Source organism: Halomonas sp. 18071143 (assembly GCF_019211725.1).
Lineage (GTDB): Bacteria > Pseudomonadota > Gammaproteobacteria > Pseudomonadales > Halomonadaceae > Vreelandella > Vreelandella stevensii.
The window spans coordinates 482,203-497,398 of sequence record NZ_CP078120.1 but is presented as its reverse complement, the minus strand read 5'-3'; the positions used below and the strand labels follow the sequence as shown (position 1 = coordinate 497,398).

15 protein-coding genes are annotated in these 15,196 nt (G+C 62.3%); 4 read left to right on the top strand and 11 right to left on the bottom strand.

What is annotated here, in order from left to right; genetic code table 11:
* Positions 1 to 70 precede the first annotated feature (70 nt).
* The 3 genes from ftsX to ftsY are packed head-to-tail and all read right to left on the bottom strand — an operon-like array spanning position 71 to position 3,152.
* Positions 71 to 1,129 carry a permease-like cell division protein FtsX gene (gene ftsX / locus KVY02_RS02470; protein ID WP_218314258.1) on the bottom strand — a complete coding sequence of 353 codons (1,059 nt, stop codon included), beginning with the start codon at positions 1,127 to 1,129 and terminating at the stop codon, positions 71 to 73.
* Positions 1,126 to 1,794, bottom strand: a complete 669-nt coding sequence (gene ftsE, locus KVY02_RS02465; protein WP_218314253.1) for a cell division ATP-binding protein FtsE — start codon at positions 1,792 to 1,794, stop codon at positions 1,126 to 1,128. The genes ftsX and ftsE overlap by 4 nt, the downstream gene beginning before the upstream one ends.
* Complete coding sequence (gene ftsY, locus KVY02_RS02460) at positions 1,791 to 3,152, bottom strand: signal recognition particle-docking protein FtsY (protein WP_218314252.1); 1,362 nt, start codon at positions 3,150 to 3,152, stop codon at positions 1,791 to 1,793. The genes ftsE and ftsY overlap by 4 nt, the downstream gene beginning before the upstream one ends.
* A gap of 90 nt (positions 3,153 to 3,242) precedes the next feature.
* On the opposite strand from ftsY, the gene rsmD reads away from it, so the two are divergent.
* Both rsmD and KVY02_RS02450 read left to right on the top strand, forming a co-directional pair.
* Positions 3,243 to 3,863, top strand: a complete 621-nt coding sequence (gene rsmD / locus KVY02_RS02455) for a 16S rRNA (guanine(966)-N(2))-methyltransferase RsmD (protein WP_189463761.1) — start codon at positions 3,243 to 3,245, stop codon at positions 3,861 to 3,863.
* Between the two features lie 105 nt (positions 3,864 to 3,968).
* Positions 3,969 to 4,163, top strand: coding sequence for a cell division protein ZapB (locus KVY02_RS02450; RefSeq protein WP_016916017.1), 195 nt, complete (start codon positions 3,969 to 3,971; stop codon positions 4,161 to 4,163).
* On the opposite strand, the gene rimI is transcribed toward KVY02_RS02450, so the two are convergent.
* The 8 genes from rimI to KVY02_RS02410 form a co-directional block, all read right to left on the bottom strand.
* On the bottom strand, positions 4,160 to 4,606 hold the full coding sequence (rimI, locus tag KVY02_RS02445; protein WP_218314251.1) for a ribosomal protein S18-alanine N-acetyltransferase: 447 nt from the start codon (positions 4,604 to 4,606) through the stop codon (positions 4,160 to 4,162). The two genes, KVY02_RS02450 and rimI, sit on opposite strands and share 4 nt — an antisense overlap.
* Positions 4,590 to 5,411, bottom strand: coding sequence for a hypothetical protein (locus KVY02_RS02440; RefSeq protein WP_256357552.1), 822 nt, complete (start codon positions 5,409 to 5,411; stop codon positions 4,590 to 4,592). The genes rimI and KVY02_RS02440 overlap by 17 nt, the downstream gene beginning before the upstream one ends.
* A complete protein-coding gene (locus KVY02_RS02435; RefSeq protein WP_081138839.1) occupies positions 5,408 to 5,716 on the bottom strand; it encodes a BolA family protein in 309 nt (102 codons plus the stop codon). Before KVY02_RS02435 ends, KVY02_RS02440 begins: the two co-directional genes overlap by 4 nt.
* Positions 5,717 to 5,758: 42 nt before the next feature.
* Complete coding sequence (locus KVY02_RS02430; RefSeq protein WP_100732346.1) at positions 5,759 to 7,162, bottom strand: MFS transporter; 1,404 nt, start codon at positions 7,160 to 7,162, stop codon at positions 5,759 to 5,761.
* Positions 7,163 to 7,250: 88 nt separating this feature from the next.
* Positions 7,251 to 7,637 carry a hypothetical protein gene (locus tag KVY02_RS02425; RefSeq protein ID WP_016916012.1) on the bottom strand — a complete coding sequence of 129 codons (387 nt, stop codon included), beginning with the start codon at positions 7,635 to 7,637 and terminating at the stop codon, positions 7,251 to 7,253.
* A gap of 89 nt (positions 7,638 to 7,726) precedes the next feature.
* Positions 7,727 to 9,238 carry a lysine--tRNA ligase gene (gene lysS, locus KVY02_RS02420; protein WP_144984700.1) on the bottom strand — a complete coding sequence of 504 codons (1,512 nt, stop codon included), beginning with the start codon at positions 9,236 to 9,238 and terminating at the stop codon, positions 7,727 to 7,729.
* A gap of 34 nt (positions 9,239 to 9,272) precedes the next feature.
* Positions 9,273 to 10,371 (bottom strand): peptide chain release factor 2 gene (prfB, locus tag KVY02_RS02415; RefSeq protein WP_139790145.1). Its coding sequence is split into 2 segments (ribosomal slippage): positions 9,273 to 10,295 and positions 10,297 to 10,371, totalling 1,098 coding nucleotides; the frame shifts between segments, so codons are not numbered across the junction.
* Between the two features lie 235 nt (positions 10,372 to 10,606).
* Positions 10,607 to 11,962 (bottom strand): OmpP1/FadL family transporter, encoded by a 1,356-nt coding sequence (locus KVY02_RS02410; RefSeq protein ID WP_218314249.1) that lies wholly within the window; start codon positions 11,960 to 11,962, stop codon positions 10,607 to 10,609.
* Positions 11,963 to 12,230: 268 nt separating this feature from the next.
* Between KVY02_RS02410 and KVY02_RS02405 the strand changes: the two genes are divergently transcribed.
* Together KVY02_RS02405 and KVY02_RS02400 are read left to right on the top strand one after the other, a co-directional pair.
* A complete protein-coding gene (locus tag KVY02_RS02405) occupies positions 12,231 to 12,674 on the top strand; it encodes a MerR family transcriptional regulator (RefSeq protein WP_218315029.1) in 444 nt (147 codons plus the stop codon).
* A complete protein-coding gene (locus KVY02_RS02400; RefSeq protein WP_218314248.1) occupies positions 12,641 to 15,187 on the top strand; it encodes a heavy metal translocating P-type ATPase in 2,547 nt (848 codons plus the stop codon). The genes KVY02_RS02405 and KVY02_RS02400 overlap by 34 nt, the downstream gene beginning before the upstream one ends.
* Positions 15,188 to 15,196: the final 9 nt, after the last annotated feature.

Here is a 15,196-nt window from a genome sequence, read left to right as displayed (position 1 = left end):
TCAAGCTTGTCACTGGTCCATTAACCTGAGATGACATGACCGTGACTGCCCGATGTCCTGCGCCGTGAACCTAGCGCGGGCGGATACTGGAAAGGTGGCGGGTCACTGCCAGCCATGCTCCTAACCAGCCCAATAGTGTACTGCAAGATAGCAGAATTGTAGAGCCCGTCACATCCAGCTGCGGCAAAGTGAAGCTGGCGCCATAGCTGGCTGCCAGGGCCGCCACTGGCAGCGATAGCCAGTGATTTCCCAACCCCAGCAATCCGAGCGCAATCACGCCTCCCCCAATGCCGTACCAGGCACCACTGTAGAGAAATGGCCGCCTGACAAAGGCATGGGTAGCCCCCATGAGCATCACCACTTCGATCTCGCGGCGACGACTTTCCACCGCCAGGCGTATGGTGTTGCCCACCACCAGCAAGACGCCAAAGCCGAACAGAACGCCCAGCGCCAGCGCCACCCGGCGCCCCAGCTCGGCCAAATGGCGCAGCCGCTCCACCCAGGCCAGATCGACACGAACTTCGTCTACGCCAGTGAGGGTTTCGAGCCGATGGGCCAGCTCCGCCATGGCATCGGGGTCGACGCTTTGCGGTGCGATCACGATGCTGGTGGGCAACGGGTTGTCATCCAGCCCCGCCAAAGTGTCATCGATACCCAGCGACTGCTGGAATTCGGCCATGCCCTCTTCCGGGCTGATCATGCGTGCCTGCGCCACGCCTTCGTCTGCCACGACCGCCTCTTCTATACGCGCCGCCTGCGCTTCGTCCACGGCAACGTCGAGGTAGACCGTCAGCGTCGCGCTTTCATCCAGCTCGGTATTCAGCAGGCGAGCGCTATCCAGCGTCAGCCAGAGCGCAGCCGGGAGTACCAGCGCAATCGCAATGGCCAGCATGGTCAGCAGGTTGCCCAGCGGCTGGCGCACCAGCCGGTACAGGCTGTCGATGGCCATGGCACGATGGTGCCTGCCCCAGGCACGCAGGCGACCGCTGAAACGCGTCTGCTGCGAACGCGCCCCCTTGCGTGCTGGCGCTTCGCTCGGTGAGGGCGGGGTGGGCGCAGCGCGTTTGGCTCGCGGGGCAGCGCCACCCTGGCGCGGCGTAGCAGGGTGGCGAGGTGTCGAACGCTTCATAAGGCTCCCTCGTCACCCACCAGACGACCACCCTGCAAACGCAGAATGCGGTGACGCAACCGGGCAATCAATGCCAGGTCGTGGCTGGCGATCATGATGGTCGTGCCAATCCGATTGAAATCCTCGAAGAGCCCCATGATATCCGCCGACAGCTGTGGGTCGAGGTTACCGGTGGGCTCGTCCGCCAGCAGCAAGGCAGGCTTGTTGACCACTGCCCGCGCAATGCCCACCCGCTGCTGCTCACCACCAGAAAGTTCGATGGGCAGCGCTTTCTCGCGATGCAAGAGACCTACCTTGTCGAGGGCGGCACGCACCCGCCGGGCGGCTTCTCGTGGCTCGACGCCCTGGATTTCCAGCGGCAGCGACACGTTGTGGAACACGCTGCGGTCGAACAGCAGTTGGTGGTCCTGAAACACCACGCCAATCTGGCGGCGGTAGAACGGCACCTGACTGGGGTGCAGCTGGGCAATATCGTGCCCCGCCACCACCACCCGGCCCCGGCTAGGAGTCTCAAGTCGCATGATGAGCCGCAGCAGCGAACTTTTGCCTGCCCCCGAGTGGCCGGTCAAAAAGACCATTTCACCTCTGGCCACGCGGAAGTTCAGGTGCGCCAGCGCATCAAAGCGCCCTCCATAGCGCTTACCCACATGCTCGAAGGCAATCATGCGCGGCTATCATCTCCCTGGCGGTCAAACAGTGCGTTGACGAAATCATGGGCATCGAAGGGGCGCAGGTCGTCCAGGCCTTCACCCACGCCAATGAACCGGATGGGCGTCTCCAGCTGTTTGGCCAGCGCGAAGATGATGCCGCCCTTGGCGGTACCGTCCAGCTTGGTCAGCGTGATGCCGCTGATCGGCACCGCATCATTGAACGTGCTGGCCTGGGAGATGGCGTTCTGGCCCGTACCCGCATCCAGCACCAGCATGACCTCGTGGGGTGCGGTGTCATCCAGCTTCTGCATGACACGGTGCACCTTCTTGAGCTCTTCCATCAGGTGGCTCTTGTTATGCAGCCGCCCGGCCGTGTCGGCAATCAGCACATCCACCCCACGAGCCTTGGCCGCCGCCACCGCATCGTAAATCACCGATGCGCTGTCCGCGCCGGTGTGCTGAGCAATCACCGGGACGCTGTTGCGCTCACCCCAGACCTTCAACTGCTCCACGGCGGCCGCCCGGAAGGTATCCCCCGCGGCCAGCATGACGCTCTTGCCTTCGCGCTGAAAACGCTGGGTGAGCTTGCCGATGGTGGTGGTTTTCCCCACCCCATTGACCCCCACCACCAGAATGACGAAGGGCCCGCCATTGGCGCTCTGGACATCCAGCGGCGTGGAGACCGGCCCCAGCAGCGCGGCCAGCTCTTCCTGCAAGCCGCGATACAGCGCCTCCGGGTTGTTCAGTTCCTTGCGGGACACCCGCGCTTCCAGGCGCTCGATGATCTCGCTGGTGGCTTCGATGCCCACATCGGCCATCAACAGCTGGGTTTCCAGGTCTTCCAGCAGCTCGTCATCGATATGCTTCTTGCCCAGAAACAGATCGGCCAAGCCATCGGTCAGGTTGGCGCGGGTCTTGCCCAGCCCCGATTTGATGCGTGCAAACCAGCCCTTCTTCTCGCCCTGCTCGGCCACCGGCTTCTCTTGCAGCGCGGGCTTGACTGGCTCTGGCTCTGGCTCTGGCTCTGGCTCTGGCTCTGGCTCTGGCTCTGGCTCTGGCTCTGGCTCTGGCTCTGGCTCTGGCTCTGGCTCTGGCTCTGGCAGCGTATGTTCCACAAGCTCACTGTGCACCGGCTCTTCGTCCTGGGGTAGCGGCGCCTCTTCCTCGGTGGCTGGCGGAGATAGCGGCTCATCCAGCGCCTTGGCGCTGGCGGGCGCGTCTTCGCGCGGCACCTCTGGCGCGGCCTCTTCCGCCGCGGGAGCCGGTGTGTCACGCTCGCTGACGGAGGGCTCAGCGCCTAGCGACGGATCCTGACTTTCCTGCGGCTCCTGCTGGGAGTCGTGCTTTTTCTTGCGTTTGAAAAAACCGAACATAAGGGTCATCCGACTGAATAGGTGAACATTGCGATTATCCTACCACCGCAGGCCAAGACTTTGGATAAGTTGCCCGCTACAATCCGCGTCATGAAACGACAACGCTCCTCTCGCTCAACGCCTCGCGGCGCTTCTGCATCCCGTGGCACGACTCGGCCACCGGGAAAATTGCGCATCATTGGGGGTGACTACCGCCGCCGTTTGCTGCCGGTACTCGACCAGCCGGGGCTGCGCCCCACGCCGGACCGAGTGCGTGAAACCCTGTTCAACTGGCTGGGCCAGGCGCTTTACGGCCAGCGCGTCCTCGATCTGTTCGCAGGCACCGGTGCGCTGGGTATCGAAGCGCTCTCCAGGGGAGCGGCTGCCGTGACCTTCGTCGAGCGCACCCCGGCGGTGGCGTCACTCATCGGCGACAATCTGGCCACCCTGGGCACACTCAAGGGGCACGTGGTGACCCAGGAGGCGCAGGCATTTCTCGCCCAGCCCGGCGACCCCATGGCGCTGGTGTTTCTCGACCCCCCCTTCCATCAGGGGCTGGCAGCACCTTGCTGCGCCCAACTGGAGGCAGGTGGCTGGCTGGCCGACGACGCCATGATCTATCTCGAAACCGAGCACACGCTAACCCCGGAAGTCCCGGCCAACTGGCAGTTGCATAGAGAAACCCGGGCGGGTGAAAGCGTTGCCCGACTCTATCGTCGCGGGCCTGCGTAAAGCGCTTGCCGACGACTCTCCGCAGCGTTACGCTCGGCGCATCGACATCGTTATTCATTCCCATGTCGGCAGGCCGCTGCCTGCCGATCGTCACCGGAGGTAGGCATGAGCCTGGAGCTTTTCAATCAGTTGGAGCAGAAAGTCACCGACACCGTCGAGGCGTTGGAGATGATGAAGTTGGAAAACGAAGAGCTTCGCAATGAAAACAGCCAGCTGAAGCAGGAGCGCGAAGAGTGGGAGCGTCGCCTGCAGGGTGTCCTCAGCAAGTTCGACGGTATCGAAGGGGGCAGCGCCTCTTAAAGCAACGACCGCGACATCAGCAGCGCATCTTCTCGCCCGGTCGTCCCTTCAGCGGCCGGGTAGTAGCCTTTACGGCACCCATCCTGCGCGAACCCCGCCCGACGATAAAGCGCTATGGCCCGCTGGTTGCCAGCGCGCACTTCCAGCAATAGCCGCTCGGATGACCACTGCGTGGCCGCGGCCACGCAGGCGTCCAGCAACTGCCTCCCCACTCCTTGCCCCTGTGCCTCAGGGCTTACGCCAATGGCCTGCAACTCGGCATCGAAGGGCAGCCTGACCAGCAGCGCATAGCCCAGCAGAACACTCTCTTGCCAATACCCTGCCACCCAGGCTTGCTCGTCCTGCAGCGCTGCCAGCAACTGGGCGCGACTTGCTCCGCTGCGCGCCTGCGCTTCGAGCGAGCACACTCCTTCGGCGTGCTGGCCATCAAGCCGAGTGATCATGCGGGCTCCATTGCTGCCCCAATGCCACCAACCGTGGCCACAGGGCACGTTTGGCCCCGGCCTGCTGCATCAATGCCGATAACCCTGGCGCCTCCCATACCGGCAAGGACAAGCTGCGGCTCCGCCCATCGGTCAGGGCCATCACCTGCGCCATGGCCGATGCCTCGACGGCATCGCTCGCGCCCCACCAGAGCACGTTTTCCAACGCCCAGCCCTGACGGCTGGCCGCGCCGGAGACGAAGGCAGCCAGTCCCTCCTGGGCTTCTTCCAACGGGTCCTCTGGGGTAAATGCGGTGGCCATCGGCGGCCATTTGAAAGTGACCACCGTGGGCAGCTCGCCTTTCAAAAATCCTGCCGCACGCAGCATATTGGCCAACAGCTGCTGCTCGGGAGGCGACATGTCGCCTTCGCACAGGCTGAGCCAGCGGCCACCGAGACAGACGCAGGACAGGCTGAACTCCAGCGGTTTGGCCACTGCCTTGGGGGTCTCGGGTACGGCATCGTCTGACGCTTGCGGCGCAGGCGTTTCGACAGGTTGGCCGCCCAGCAGCGCGCGCACCGCCTGGGGGGCGGCATGGGAACTGGCAGGCGCGGGGGCGCTGGCCTCTGCCACAGCGGGCCGTGGGCGCGGCGGCGGAGCATCGTCCAGCAGGGCATGCAGGCGCTCGCGCGGTGGCGCCTTGGCAGGGGCGTCTTCCCATTCACAGGCTTGCGTGGGGAGTGCGTTGGGCAGTTGATAGCGGGAGGCCCAGGCGGTAATGCCCATGGCCTCCAGATAGTGCCTTCGCGCGGCTTCCGGTGTCACTTTCCGCCGCCACGACAGTGGGGCGAATCGGGGCGCGCACCGCCCCGGGCCTGCCACTCGGCGGGCGTGTAGAGGTGCAGCGCCAGAGCGTGCACCGGCCCCGACAGCTCGTCGGCCAGCAGCGCATAGATCTGCTGATGGCGTTTCACCGGCATCATGGCTTCGAAGCTATCGCTGACCAGCGTGACCTTGAAATGCGTTTCAGAGTTGGCCGGCACGTTGTGCATGTGGCTTTCGTTTTCGACCTGGAGCAGCTCAGGGGTCAGCGCCGCCAACTTCTGCTCGATCTGTGTCTGTATCGCCATGGGGCGTTCTCCTTCTGTCCGCAACGCCGCCATTGTACGCCCTTACTTGCCAGCCGACGATGCCCGCCGCGCCAATAACGCCTGCTGCGCCACGCGAATACGCGACAGGCTGGCCAGCAGCGCCAGGAGCGTGGTGACCGCCCCCAGCCAAAGGGTCAGTTGAACGGGCGCCCCTAGCGCCAGGGCAGCCCCCACCAGGGCCACCCCGAAAGACTGCCCGACCGTGCGCATGGTGCTCATGACTCCCGACACATTGGCGCTACGCTCCGGCGGCAGGCTGCCCATCATTTCGCGGTTGTTGGGCGGCTGAAACAGGCCAAAACCGATGCCGCACAGCGCCGTGCGCCACAGGCTTCCCGCCACGCCAGTGCCTTCATCGACCTGCGCCAGCGCCACCAGCCCGATGATCAGCAGCACCAGGCCCGTGCTCGACAGCAGGCTAGGGTTGATACGGTCTGCCAACCTGCCCGCCAGCGGCCCCACCAGCATGATGGCCAGCGGCCACGGGGTGAACAGCCAGGCCGTTTCCAGCGGTGAAAAGCCCATCTGCTCCTGATAGAAAAACGACAGCGCCACAAAGGTCAGCCCTTGGCCGATAAACGCCAGTCCAGAAGCCGACACGGCCAGGGTAAAACGCTTTTCGGCAAAGACGCTCAGCGGCAGCAGCGGATAAGGGGCGTGCCGCTGGCGGCGGATAAACAGCCCGCAAGCCAGCACGGCCAGCAGTGCCCAGCCCCCGCTTTGCCACAGGGGCGCAGCGTGCCCGACGGCGTCCATGGCCACGAAGAAGCTGGCCAGCATCAGCATGGAGTAGAGCGCACCCAGGGTATCGAAGGCGCCCTGCCGGGGAATGTCGCGTGGCAAGGCCCGGCCCGCCAGCCAGAGCGAGCAGAGCCCCAGGGGCACGTTCAGCGCAAACAGCCACGGCCAATCGGCGAACGACAGGATGACGCCACTCAAGGTCGGGCCAGCCGCGTAGCCCCCGGCCACCACCAGCGCACTCAAGCCGAGCGCGCTGCCCAACAGCCGCGACGGGAAGATGGCACGATAGAGCGATGGCCCTATGGAGAGGGTGGCGGCAGCGCCCAGCCCTTGCAAGGCGCGAAACACCAGCAATGACTCCCACTGGCGGGATAACGCCGCCCCCAGCGAGGCGGCCATGAACAGGCCGATGCCGAACAGATACAGTCGCCGCCGTGTGACCAGCTCGCTGATACCGGCAAACACCAGCAAAAAGGCGGCGCATACCACTTGAAACAGGTTGGTGATCCAGACGGCCCGAGACGCCGGGATATCCAGGTCGGCGGCAATCGTCGGTAACGCCAGATTGATCATGGTGGTATCCATGACCGCCATCAAGGTACCGGTCACCAAGGCCAGCACGGCCAGCCGTCGCTCTGGCCCGGGCAGGCCGTCGTCACCTGGACGAGTTTCGAACAGTCGCATGGTCATCACTTCCTGAACAACCCCTCTGAAACGACGAAACCGGCCGAAGCCGGTTTCACAGTGCGCTTACGCTAAAAATAATAGCACGCTAATCTTGTTCGTTGTCGAGCAGCAGGGCATCGTCAACGTCAGAGATCTCGAGGGCCGTCTCGTCATCCAGGTCGATGGCCAGATAGCTGTGCTCGACGCGCAGGAAATCCTCGAACAGCGCCCAGTCGAGCTTTTCGGGCCACTGGCGCTCATCCTCTTCCCAGGCGCGCAGCTCGGTTTCCAGAATCTCCACGTGCCGGTCGCGGACAAACGTCTCCAGCGCCTCCGGGGTATCCATTTCGGGAATCAGATACACCGTGCTTTCACGCTCGACGTCGGCCAGGGTCAGGTCGTCGTCTCCCATGGTGGGTTCGAGCGCATTGATCCAGTCCACGAAGGTCTGGGTCGGCCTGACGCTCAAGGCAGAGCGATTTAGCAGTTTCATGGGATTCTCCTCGCCGTCGAAACGTTGACCATTATGGGCGCTAAAACGCGCCCTTACCAACTTTTCGTCCGCCCGTGCGACGTTTAACGTTAATCAACCTCGGGGCGCATCGCCGGGAACAACAACACGTCTCGAATGGAGGGACTGTCGGTAAACAGCATCACCAGCCGGTCGATCCCGATGCCTTCGCCTGCCGTGGGCGGCATGCCGTACTCCAGAGCGCGAACGTAGTCGGCATCGTAGTACATGGCTTCCAGGTCCCCGGCGTCTTTTTCGGCTGCCTGCTCACGGAAACGCTCCGCCTGGTCTTCGGCGTCGTTCAGCTCCGAGAAACCATTGGCGATTTCACGCCCACCGACAAAGAACTCGAAGCGGTCGGTGACGAACGGGTCGGCGTCGTTGCGACGCGCCAAGGGGCTCACCTCGGCGGGGTATTCGGTAATGAACGTGGGCTGGTCGAGCTTGTGCTCGGCCACTTCCTCGAAGATCTCGGTCTGCAGCTTACCCAGGCCCCAGCTCTCTTTCACCTTGATACCCAGCTTCTCGGCAGCCGCGCGAGCAGCGTCCAGCGTCGCCAGGTCGGCCTCGGTAATGCCGTCGCCGTGATCCAGAATCGCCTGGCGCAGGGTCAGGCGCTTGAAGGGCTGGCCGAAGTCGTAGCTGGCCCCCTGGTAGGTAAGCGTGGTGGTGCCCAGCACTTCCTGAGCCGCCGTGCGCAGCATGGCTTCGGTCATGTCCAGCAGGTCGCGGTAATCCGCGTAGGCCCAGTAGAACTCCACCATGGTGAACTCGGGGTTGTGGCGCGTGGAGAGCCCTTCGTTGCGGAAGTTACGGTTGATCTCGAAGACCTTCTCGAAACCGCCGACCACCAGACGCTTGAGGTACAGCTCGGGCGCGATGCGCAGGTACATGTCGATGTCCAGCGCATTGTGGTGAGTAATGAAAGGGCGCGCCGCGGCTCCACCGGGGATCGGCTGCAGCATGGGCGTTTCCACTTCCATGAAGCCGCGCGCTTCGAAGAAGCGCCGCATGGAGCTGATCACCGCCGCACGGGTTTCGAATACCTTGCGCGACTGCGGGTTCATGATCAGGTCTACATAACGCTGACGATAGCGCGCTTCCTGGTCGGTCAGGCCATGGAACTTGTCCGGCAGGGGGCGCAGGCTCTTGGTGAGCAGCTGCGCTTCCACCATCATGACGTAGAGGTCGCCCTTGCCGGATTTGTGCACCGGGCCGCGGGCCGCGACGATATCGCCGATGTCCCAGCCCTTGATGTCCTCCAGCACGTCTTCCGGCAGCCCTTTCTTGTCCACGTAGAGCTGAATCTGGCCAGCCACATCCTGAATCACGATAAAAGGGCCGCGCTTGCGCATCACGCGCCCGGCCACCGACGCTTGGTGGTCCAGCGCTTCCAGCTCGGCTTTGTCTTTCTCGCCCAGCAGGTTATGTAGCTCAACGGTGAGGCTGTCGCGGCGGAAATCGTTCGGGAAAGCGCTTTTGCCCTGCTCGGCCGCCCGCTCACGGCGGGCCGCCAGCTTGGCACGGCGCTCGGCGATCAGGTGATTTTCGTTATCGAGAGAAGACGCGTCTTGGTTAGCCATCGGGCACCCTATTCATGTTCAAACGCTAAAAAGATTACAAACCCTGCTTCAGGCTGGCGACGATAAACTGATCTAAATCCCCGTCGAGCACCTTGTCGCAGTTGCTGGACTGAACGCCGGTACGCAGATCTTTAATGCGCTGATCATCCAGTACGTAAGAGCGAATCTGGCTACCCCAGCCGATATCGGCCTTGGAGTCTTCCGCTTCCTGCTTGGCAGCGTTGCGCTTTTGCATTTCGAATTCCCACAGCTTCGCTTTCAACTGCTTCATGGCGAAGTCGCGGTTGGCATGCTGGCTACGCTGGTTTTGACAGGCCACCACGATGCCGGTGGGCTCGTGGGTGATCCGCACCGCCGAGTCGGTGGTGTTGACGTGCTGGCCACCCGCACCGCTGGAGCGGTAGGTATCCACGCGCAGGTCCGACGGGTTGATCTCGACCTCGAAGCTGTCGTCGATTTCTGGCGACAGAAAGACGGAGGCAAACGAGGTGTGGCGACGACCACCCGAGTCGAAGGGGCTCTTGCGCACCAGACGATGGACGCCGGTTTCGGTACGCAGCCAGCCAAAGGCATGGTCACCCTGAATATGCAGCGACGCCGACTTGATACCCGCGACTTCCCCGGCAGAGATTTCGATGATCTCGGTCTTGAAGCCGTGGCTTTCGGCCCAGCGCAGGTACATGCGCAGCAGAATGTTGGCCCAATCCTGAGCTTCGGTGCCGCCCGATCCTGACTGAATATCCAGATAAGCGTTGTTCTCGTCCATTTCTCCCGAGAACATGCGGCGAAACTCGAGTTTTTCCAACGCATCTTGCAGCCCGGACAGCTCCTTGCGGACTTCCTCGACCGTGGCCTCGTCTTCTTCCATCTCGGCCAGCTCCAACAGGTCGCGGCTATCCGCCAGGCCCTGCTCCAGCTCGTCGATGGTGGCCACGATGGCTTCCAGGGAGGCCCGTTCCTTGCCCAGTTTCTGGGCGTATTCCGGGTCGTTCCAGACGTTGGGGTCTTCGAGCTCGCGGGAAACTTCTTCTAGCCGATCTTTACGCTCGGCATAGTCAAAGATACCCCCTAAGAACGTCTGTCCGCTCAGACAGGTCCTTGATCTGGTTGTGAATCGGGTTGGTTTCCAGCATGGATCGCCCTAATCTTGGTCGGTAAATAAAGCTCGCTGACGCGGGGGTCGCCTCGCGCCGCAAAAGAGACAGTCGCCGTTGGGACGGCCTGGCCACCTGAGACGGTGCCCGCCACCCCAACGGCGACATTCTGGCAGGCATTGTAACCAAACCCGCTGCCAATCGCACCCACCCTGAGAAAGCAAAAAACCCGGCCGAAGCCGGGTCAGTCGATCAGTAAGCGCGAGCCGTCACATCAGAACCGATAGGTCAGCTGAGCACCGAAGCCATGGGCTTCGTTCTTGTAGTCAGCCGAGTAGTTCACCCCGCCAATGGGCTGGCCGCCGGTTTGTGCGCTGGCCAGCAGGTCGCGCCGTTCTTGCTCGACGAAGGTGCCACGCTCGGTCAGGTAGGAGTAGGCGAAATCAAGCGTCAGGTCTGGCGTGGGGCTCCAGCCTGCGCCAATCGAGAAAATGCGCCGGTCATCTGACGGAATACGTACGCTGCGGAACTCATCGCTGGTGGGCGTGAAGTCGAGCGTGACGCCTGCACGCAGGGCAAGCTGCGGTGTCAACTGGTACTCGCCACCGGTCGCGAACGCCCAGGCGTTGGAGTAATCCTGCTGCTCCTGGGTAATGGTATCGCCCTGGCTGCCCTGGACCAGAATCTGATCGAAGCGACTCCAGCGTACCCACGAAGTGCCAAACATCAGCTTCAGCCGATCACTCATCTGTTGCGTCAACGAGAAGTTGATGGTTTCAGGCGTGGTCAAATCCAGCGTTGCATTATCATCCGCCCGCACCACGTTGCCCGCAGGGTCACGCGCCACGAAGGTGCCATCCAGGGTGTAGTCCACCTTGGAGCGATAGGTCAGGCCGAACGTGGTTTCAGGAACAGGCTGATAGATCACCCCCAGGTTGTAACCCCAGGCATCGTCATCCCCTTCCACGCGAGAATCGACATCCGTGGCCGGGTCGAACCCAGGCCCCGTGGGCAGCTGACGACGCAGCTCACCGTCGACGCGGTTATAGGTCACACCGGCACCTACCGACCACTGGTCGTTGAAGCGGTAGGAAACCGTGGGTTGTGCACTGACCACGCGGATTTCGGTGTAGTCGCCAAAGTAACGGCCCTGGAAACTATCTTCGTAGTCGGTTTTAGCACCAAAGGGAGCATACACGCCAAAGCCAAAGGCCAAGCGGTCATTGACCGGCTGAGCATAGAAAGCAAAGGGTATGAGAGTGCCTGGCACCATGTCGCCATCGTTGGTACCGGGTACGCCACCAATCGGCACCTGCACCCCGGCAGGTGCGCCACCCATCGCCACGCCCGCATCAAGCGTGCGGCTGGCTTCCACGTTACGAATGTCTGTATTCACGTTCAGATAAGTGCCGCCCGCCGTCACCTGAGCGCGATCCAGGAACGACATACCCGCAGGGTTACCAAACACGATGGTGGCGTCGTTGACGTTTGAGCTACGGCCTGCGTGACCATACCCCTGGCCGCTAACGCTCTGTTCGTTGATTTGGTACCCGCCTGCGTTAGCTTGGCTGGCAAATGCTACCGCTGCTACTGCAGCGGTCAGGGTGAGCTTTTTAAAGTTATTATACATAGTGGGCCTCTCTCCCGATGATCCGTCGGACGGTGCGTTCCATCCGCATTGTTCTGACACCTAAGTTTTCGCCCAATGTAGGGTTTGGTTCAAGGGCAAACGAGCGTTTTATTTTGTTTTTTACTTATACATTAGTCGCACGGTCGTTTGAAATCAGTGTTTTAGTCATTTCGATGGAGATGAGGGCGGCCCTTGACCTATGGGTTACCCAAGGGTTTTACACTATCTTTTTCGAAAGCGATGTCAAAAAGGAGGCTTCGTGAGCGCCATCAAAGTCGGTGAACTGGCCAAACGCGGTGGCGTCACGGCGGAAACGGTGCGTCACTACACCCGTGAAGGCCTCTTGACGCCGAGCAGGCATCCAGACAATGGCTATCAGCTCTACACCGCTGGGGACCTGGAGCGCCTGCACTTCATTCAGCGCGCCCGCAAACTGGGTTTTAGCGTGGCCGAAATACGCGACATTCTGGCCCATGCCGACCAGGGCGACTCGCCCTGCCCACTGGTACGCGACCTGCTGGCCCATCGCCTGCCGCAAATCAGGGCGCGCATTGCCGAGCTGGAAGCGCTGGCGCACCGCATGGAGCAGGCGCTGGAGAGCTGGCAGGCCATGCCCGACGGCACCCCCGATGGCCACAGCCTGTGCCGCTTGATCGAAAGTTTTCCCGAGGATGCAGCATGCCCCAACGCCCCGCACCGCCCACAACGCTGACCCGCACCGTGCCCGGCATGAACTGCCAGGGCTGCGTCAAGCGCATGCGGGAAGCAATTCTCGCCGAGGACGCCACTGCCGAGGTAATCGGCTTCCCAGCCGACAAACGCCTGGAGGTTGCCACCACCCTGAGCATGACGGCTCTGGATGACGCCCTGGCAAAGGCAGGCTACCCTCCCAGCGAGCTGGCCCCGCCAGCTGTTGACGACACCAAAACCGAGGCCGAAGGTAACGACTCGACGGCAGCGGCCCACACGGCTGACACGCCACGCTCCCACCAGGGCAGCCAGCGAATACGCCTGGCCATCACCGGCATGACCTGCGCCAGCTGTGTCAAAAGTGTCCAGAAAGCCTTGGAACGCGCACAAGGCGTGGATACGGCCAGCGTCAATTTCGCGACCCATACCGCCCAGGTATTTGGCCATGTCGATGCAGCAACGCTGCTGGCCGCCGTCGATGCCGCAGGCTACCGCGCCGAACCGATTGTCGATATGCGCGCCGCCGAAGAGACGCGTGCAGAACAAGAAGCGCGGCTCTATAAAATCCGCCTGAAGGGTAGTGCCTACTCGCTCGCCTTGGCGCTACCGCTCATGCTCAGTATGTTTTTCTATCACCCACACCCGGTGGGGATGGGGCGCTTGTTCTGGCTGGTGATTGGCCTGCTCACCCTGGCCATTCTGGTCTTTCCTGGCCGCCACTTCTTTGTGAATGCATGGAAGAACCTCAAGCATCATCAAGCCAACATGGACACCCTGGTGGCCATGGGTACCGGCACCGCCTGGCTCTACTCCATGATGGTGGTGCTCTTTGCCCCCTGGTTGCCTGAGGTGGCTCACGGCATCTATTTTGAAGCCTCTGCCATGGTGATCGGCCTGATTTTGTTGGGCAATGCACTGGAGCTCAAAGCCCGCGGTCGCACCAGCAACGCCTTGAAACGGCTGCTCGACCTGCAGGAGAAAACCGCCCGGGTGATACGCGACGGCGTTGAACAAGAAATCGCGGTGGACGATGTAGCGCTGGATGACCATATTCGCGTGCGCCCCGGTGAGCGGCTGCCGGTGGATGGCGTAGTGCTCGACGGCCAGAGCTATATCGATGAATCCATGCTTACCGGCGAACCGGTGCCCGTGCATAAAACAGCGGACGATGACGTAAGCGCGGGCACGGTGAACGGTAACGGTAGCTTGGTGTACCGCGCCACGCGCATCGGCCGCGATACCCGTTTGGGGCGCATTACCGAGCAGGTGGCCAGCGCACAAAACTCCCGCCCACCGATTGGCGAGCTGGCCGATACGATCTCAGGCATATTTGTACCCGCCGTGATGATTATTGCGGTGCTAACGGCCCTTGCCTGGTACAACCTCGGACCCGCTCCGGTGGCTATTCATATGCTGGTTACTGCTACTACGGTGCTAATTATCGCCTGCCCCTGCGCGCTGGGCTTGGCCACCCCGATCTCTACCATGATTGGCGTGGGCAAAGCCGCCGAGCATGGCGTGCTGGTGCGCAGCGGCGAAGCGCTGCAAACCGCTAGCCGCCTGAACACACTGGTCGTCGATAAAACGGGAACGCTGACCGAAGGCAAACCGCGCGTCACCGAGGCAACGGTGCTGCACGATGATAGCACCCAAGTACTGGCCTGGGTGGCCGCCTTAGAGAGCCGCTCCGAGCACCCCCTTGCCAAAGCGCTGACGGCCTACGCCGAAGAGCAAGGCGCCCGACCCGATACGCTGGCTAGCTTTGATAGCGTGACCGGCGGCGGTGTTAAAGGCACCAGCCAAGCTAATGACACGCTGCTGCTAGGCAATGCGCGGCTACTGGATGAGGCTGGCGTTGATCTTTCCCCAGCAGACGAGAGCATTCGCCAGTTGGAAGCCAAGGCGCGCTCGCTGGTTTATTTAGCGGTGAATGGCAAGCTGGCCGCCCTCTTCGGCGTTAGCGACCCGCTGCGCAAAGATGCCGCCGCCGCCGTGAAGCGCTTGCAGGATGATGGGTTAACCGTGGTGATGTTGACGGGCGATAACGAGCATACCGCTGCTGCGGTGGCCCGCGAGGTCGGCATTAGCGAGTTCAAGGCAGGTATGACGCCTGACGACAAGCACGCAGAAATTGAGCGCCGCCAAGCGGCGGGCGAAGTGGTCGGCATGGTGGGCGACGGTATTAACGACGCCCCCGCGCTGGCCCGAGCCAACGTGGGTTTTGCCATTGGCCAGGGTACCGATATCGCCATGGAGAGCGCCGGTATTACGCTGATGCGCGGTTCACTACACGGCGTGGCCACGGCGATTGAACTGAGCCGTGCCACGCTCTCTAACATCAAGCAGAACCTGATCGGCGCGTTTGGCTATAACGTGCTGTGCATCCCGATTGCCGCTGGCGTGCTCTACCCCATGACCGGCATGCTGCTGTCACCCATTATTGCGGGCGCGGCCATGTCGCTCTCCTCCATCACCGTGGTCAGCAACGCCAACCGCCTGCGGTTATGGAAGCCCACCCAGCAGGAGGCCGTATGAGTTTACTGA

What these genes read in the sequence shown, in the direction of transcription:
- rsmD (WP_189463761.1), top strand. Translation starts at nt 3,243, where the DNA reads ATGAAACGACAACGCTCCTCTCGCTCAACGCCTCGCGGCGCTTCTGCA.
- KVY02_RS02435 (WP_081138839.1), bottom strand. Translation starts at nt 5,716, where the DNA reads ATGGCGATACAGACACAGATCGAGCAGAAGTTGGCGGCGCTGACCCCT.
- rimI (WP_218314251.1), bottom strand. Translation starts at nt 4,606, where the DNA reads ATGATCACTCGGCTTGATGGCCAGCACGCCGAAGGAGTGTGCTCGCTC.
- KVY02_RS02400 (WP_218314248.1), top strand. Translation starts at nt 12,641, where the DNA reads ATGCCCCAACGCCCCGCACCGCCCACAACGCTGACCCGCACCGTGCCC.
- lysS (WP_144984700.1), bottom strand. Translation starts at nt 9,238, where the DNA reads ATGGCTAACCAAGACGCGTCTTCTCTCGATAACGAAAATCACCTGATC.
- KVY02_RS02430 (WP_100732346.1), bottom strand. Translation starts at nt 7,162, where the DNA reads ATGCGACTGTTCGAAACTCGTCCAGGTGACGACGGCCTGCCCGGGCCA.
- ftsE (WP_218314253.1), bottom strand. Translation starts at nt 1,794, where the DNA reads ATGATTGCCTTCGAGCATGTGGGTAAGCGCTATGGAGGGCGCTTTGAT.
- ftsX (WP_218314258.1), bottom strand. Translation starts at nt 1,129, where the DNA reads ATGAAGCGTTCGACACCTCGCCACCCTGCTACGCCGCGCCAGGGTGGC.
- KVY02_RS02410 (WP_218314249.1), bottom strand. Translation starts at nt 11,962, where the DNA reads ATGTATAATAACTTTAAAAAGCTCACCCTGACCGCTGCAGTAGCAGCG.
- KVY02_RS02450 (WP_016916017.1), top strand. Translation starts at nt 3,969, where the DNA reads ATGAGCCTGGAGCTTTTCAATCAGTTGGAGCAGAAAGTCACCGACACC.
- KVY02_RS02425 (WP_016916012.1), bottom strand. Translation starts at nt 7,637, where the DNA reads ATGAAACTGCTAAATCGCTCTGCCTTGAGCGTCAGGCCGACCCAGACC.
- ftsY (WP_218314252.1), bottom strand. Translation starts at nt 3,152, where the DNA reads ATGTTCGGTTTTTTCAAACGCAAGAAAAAGCACGACTCCCAGCAGGAG.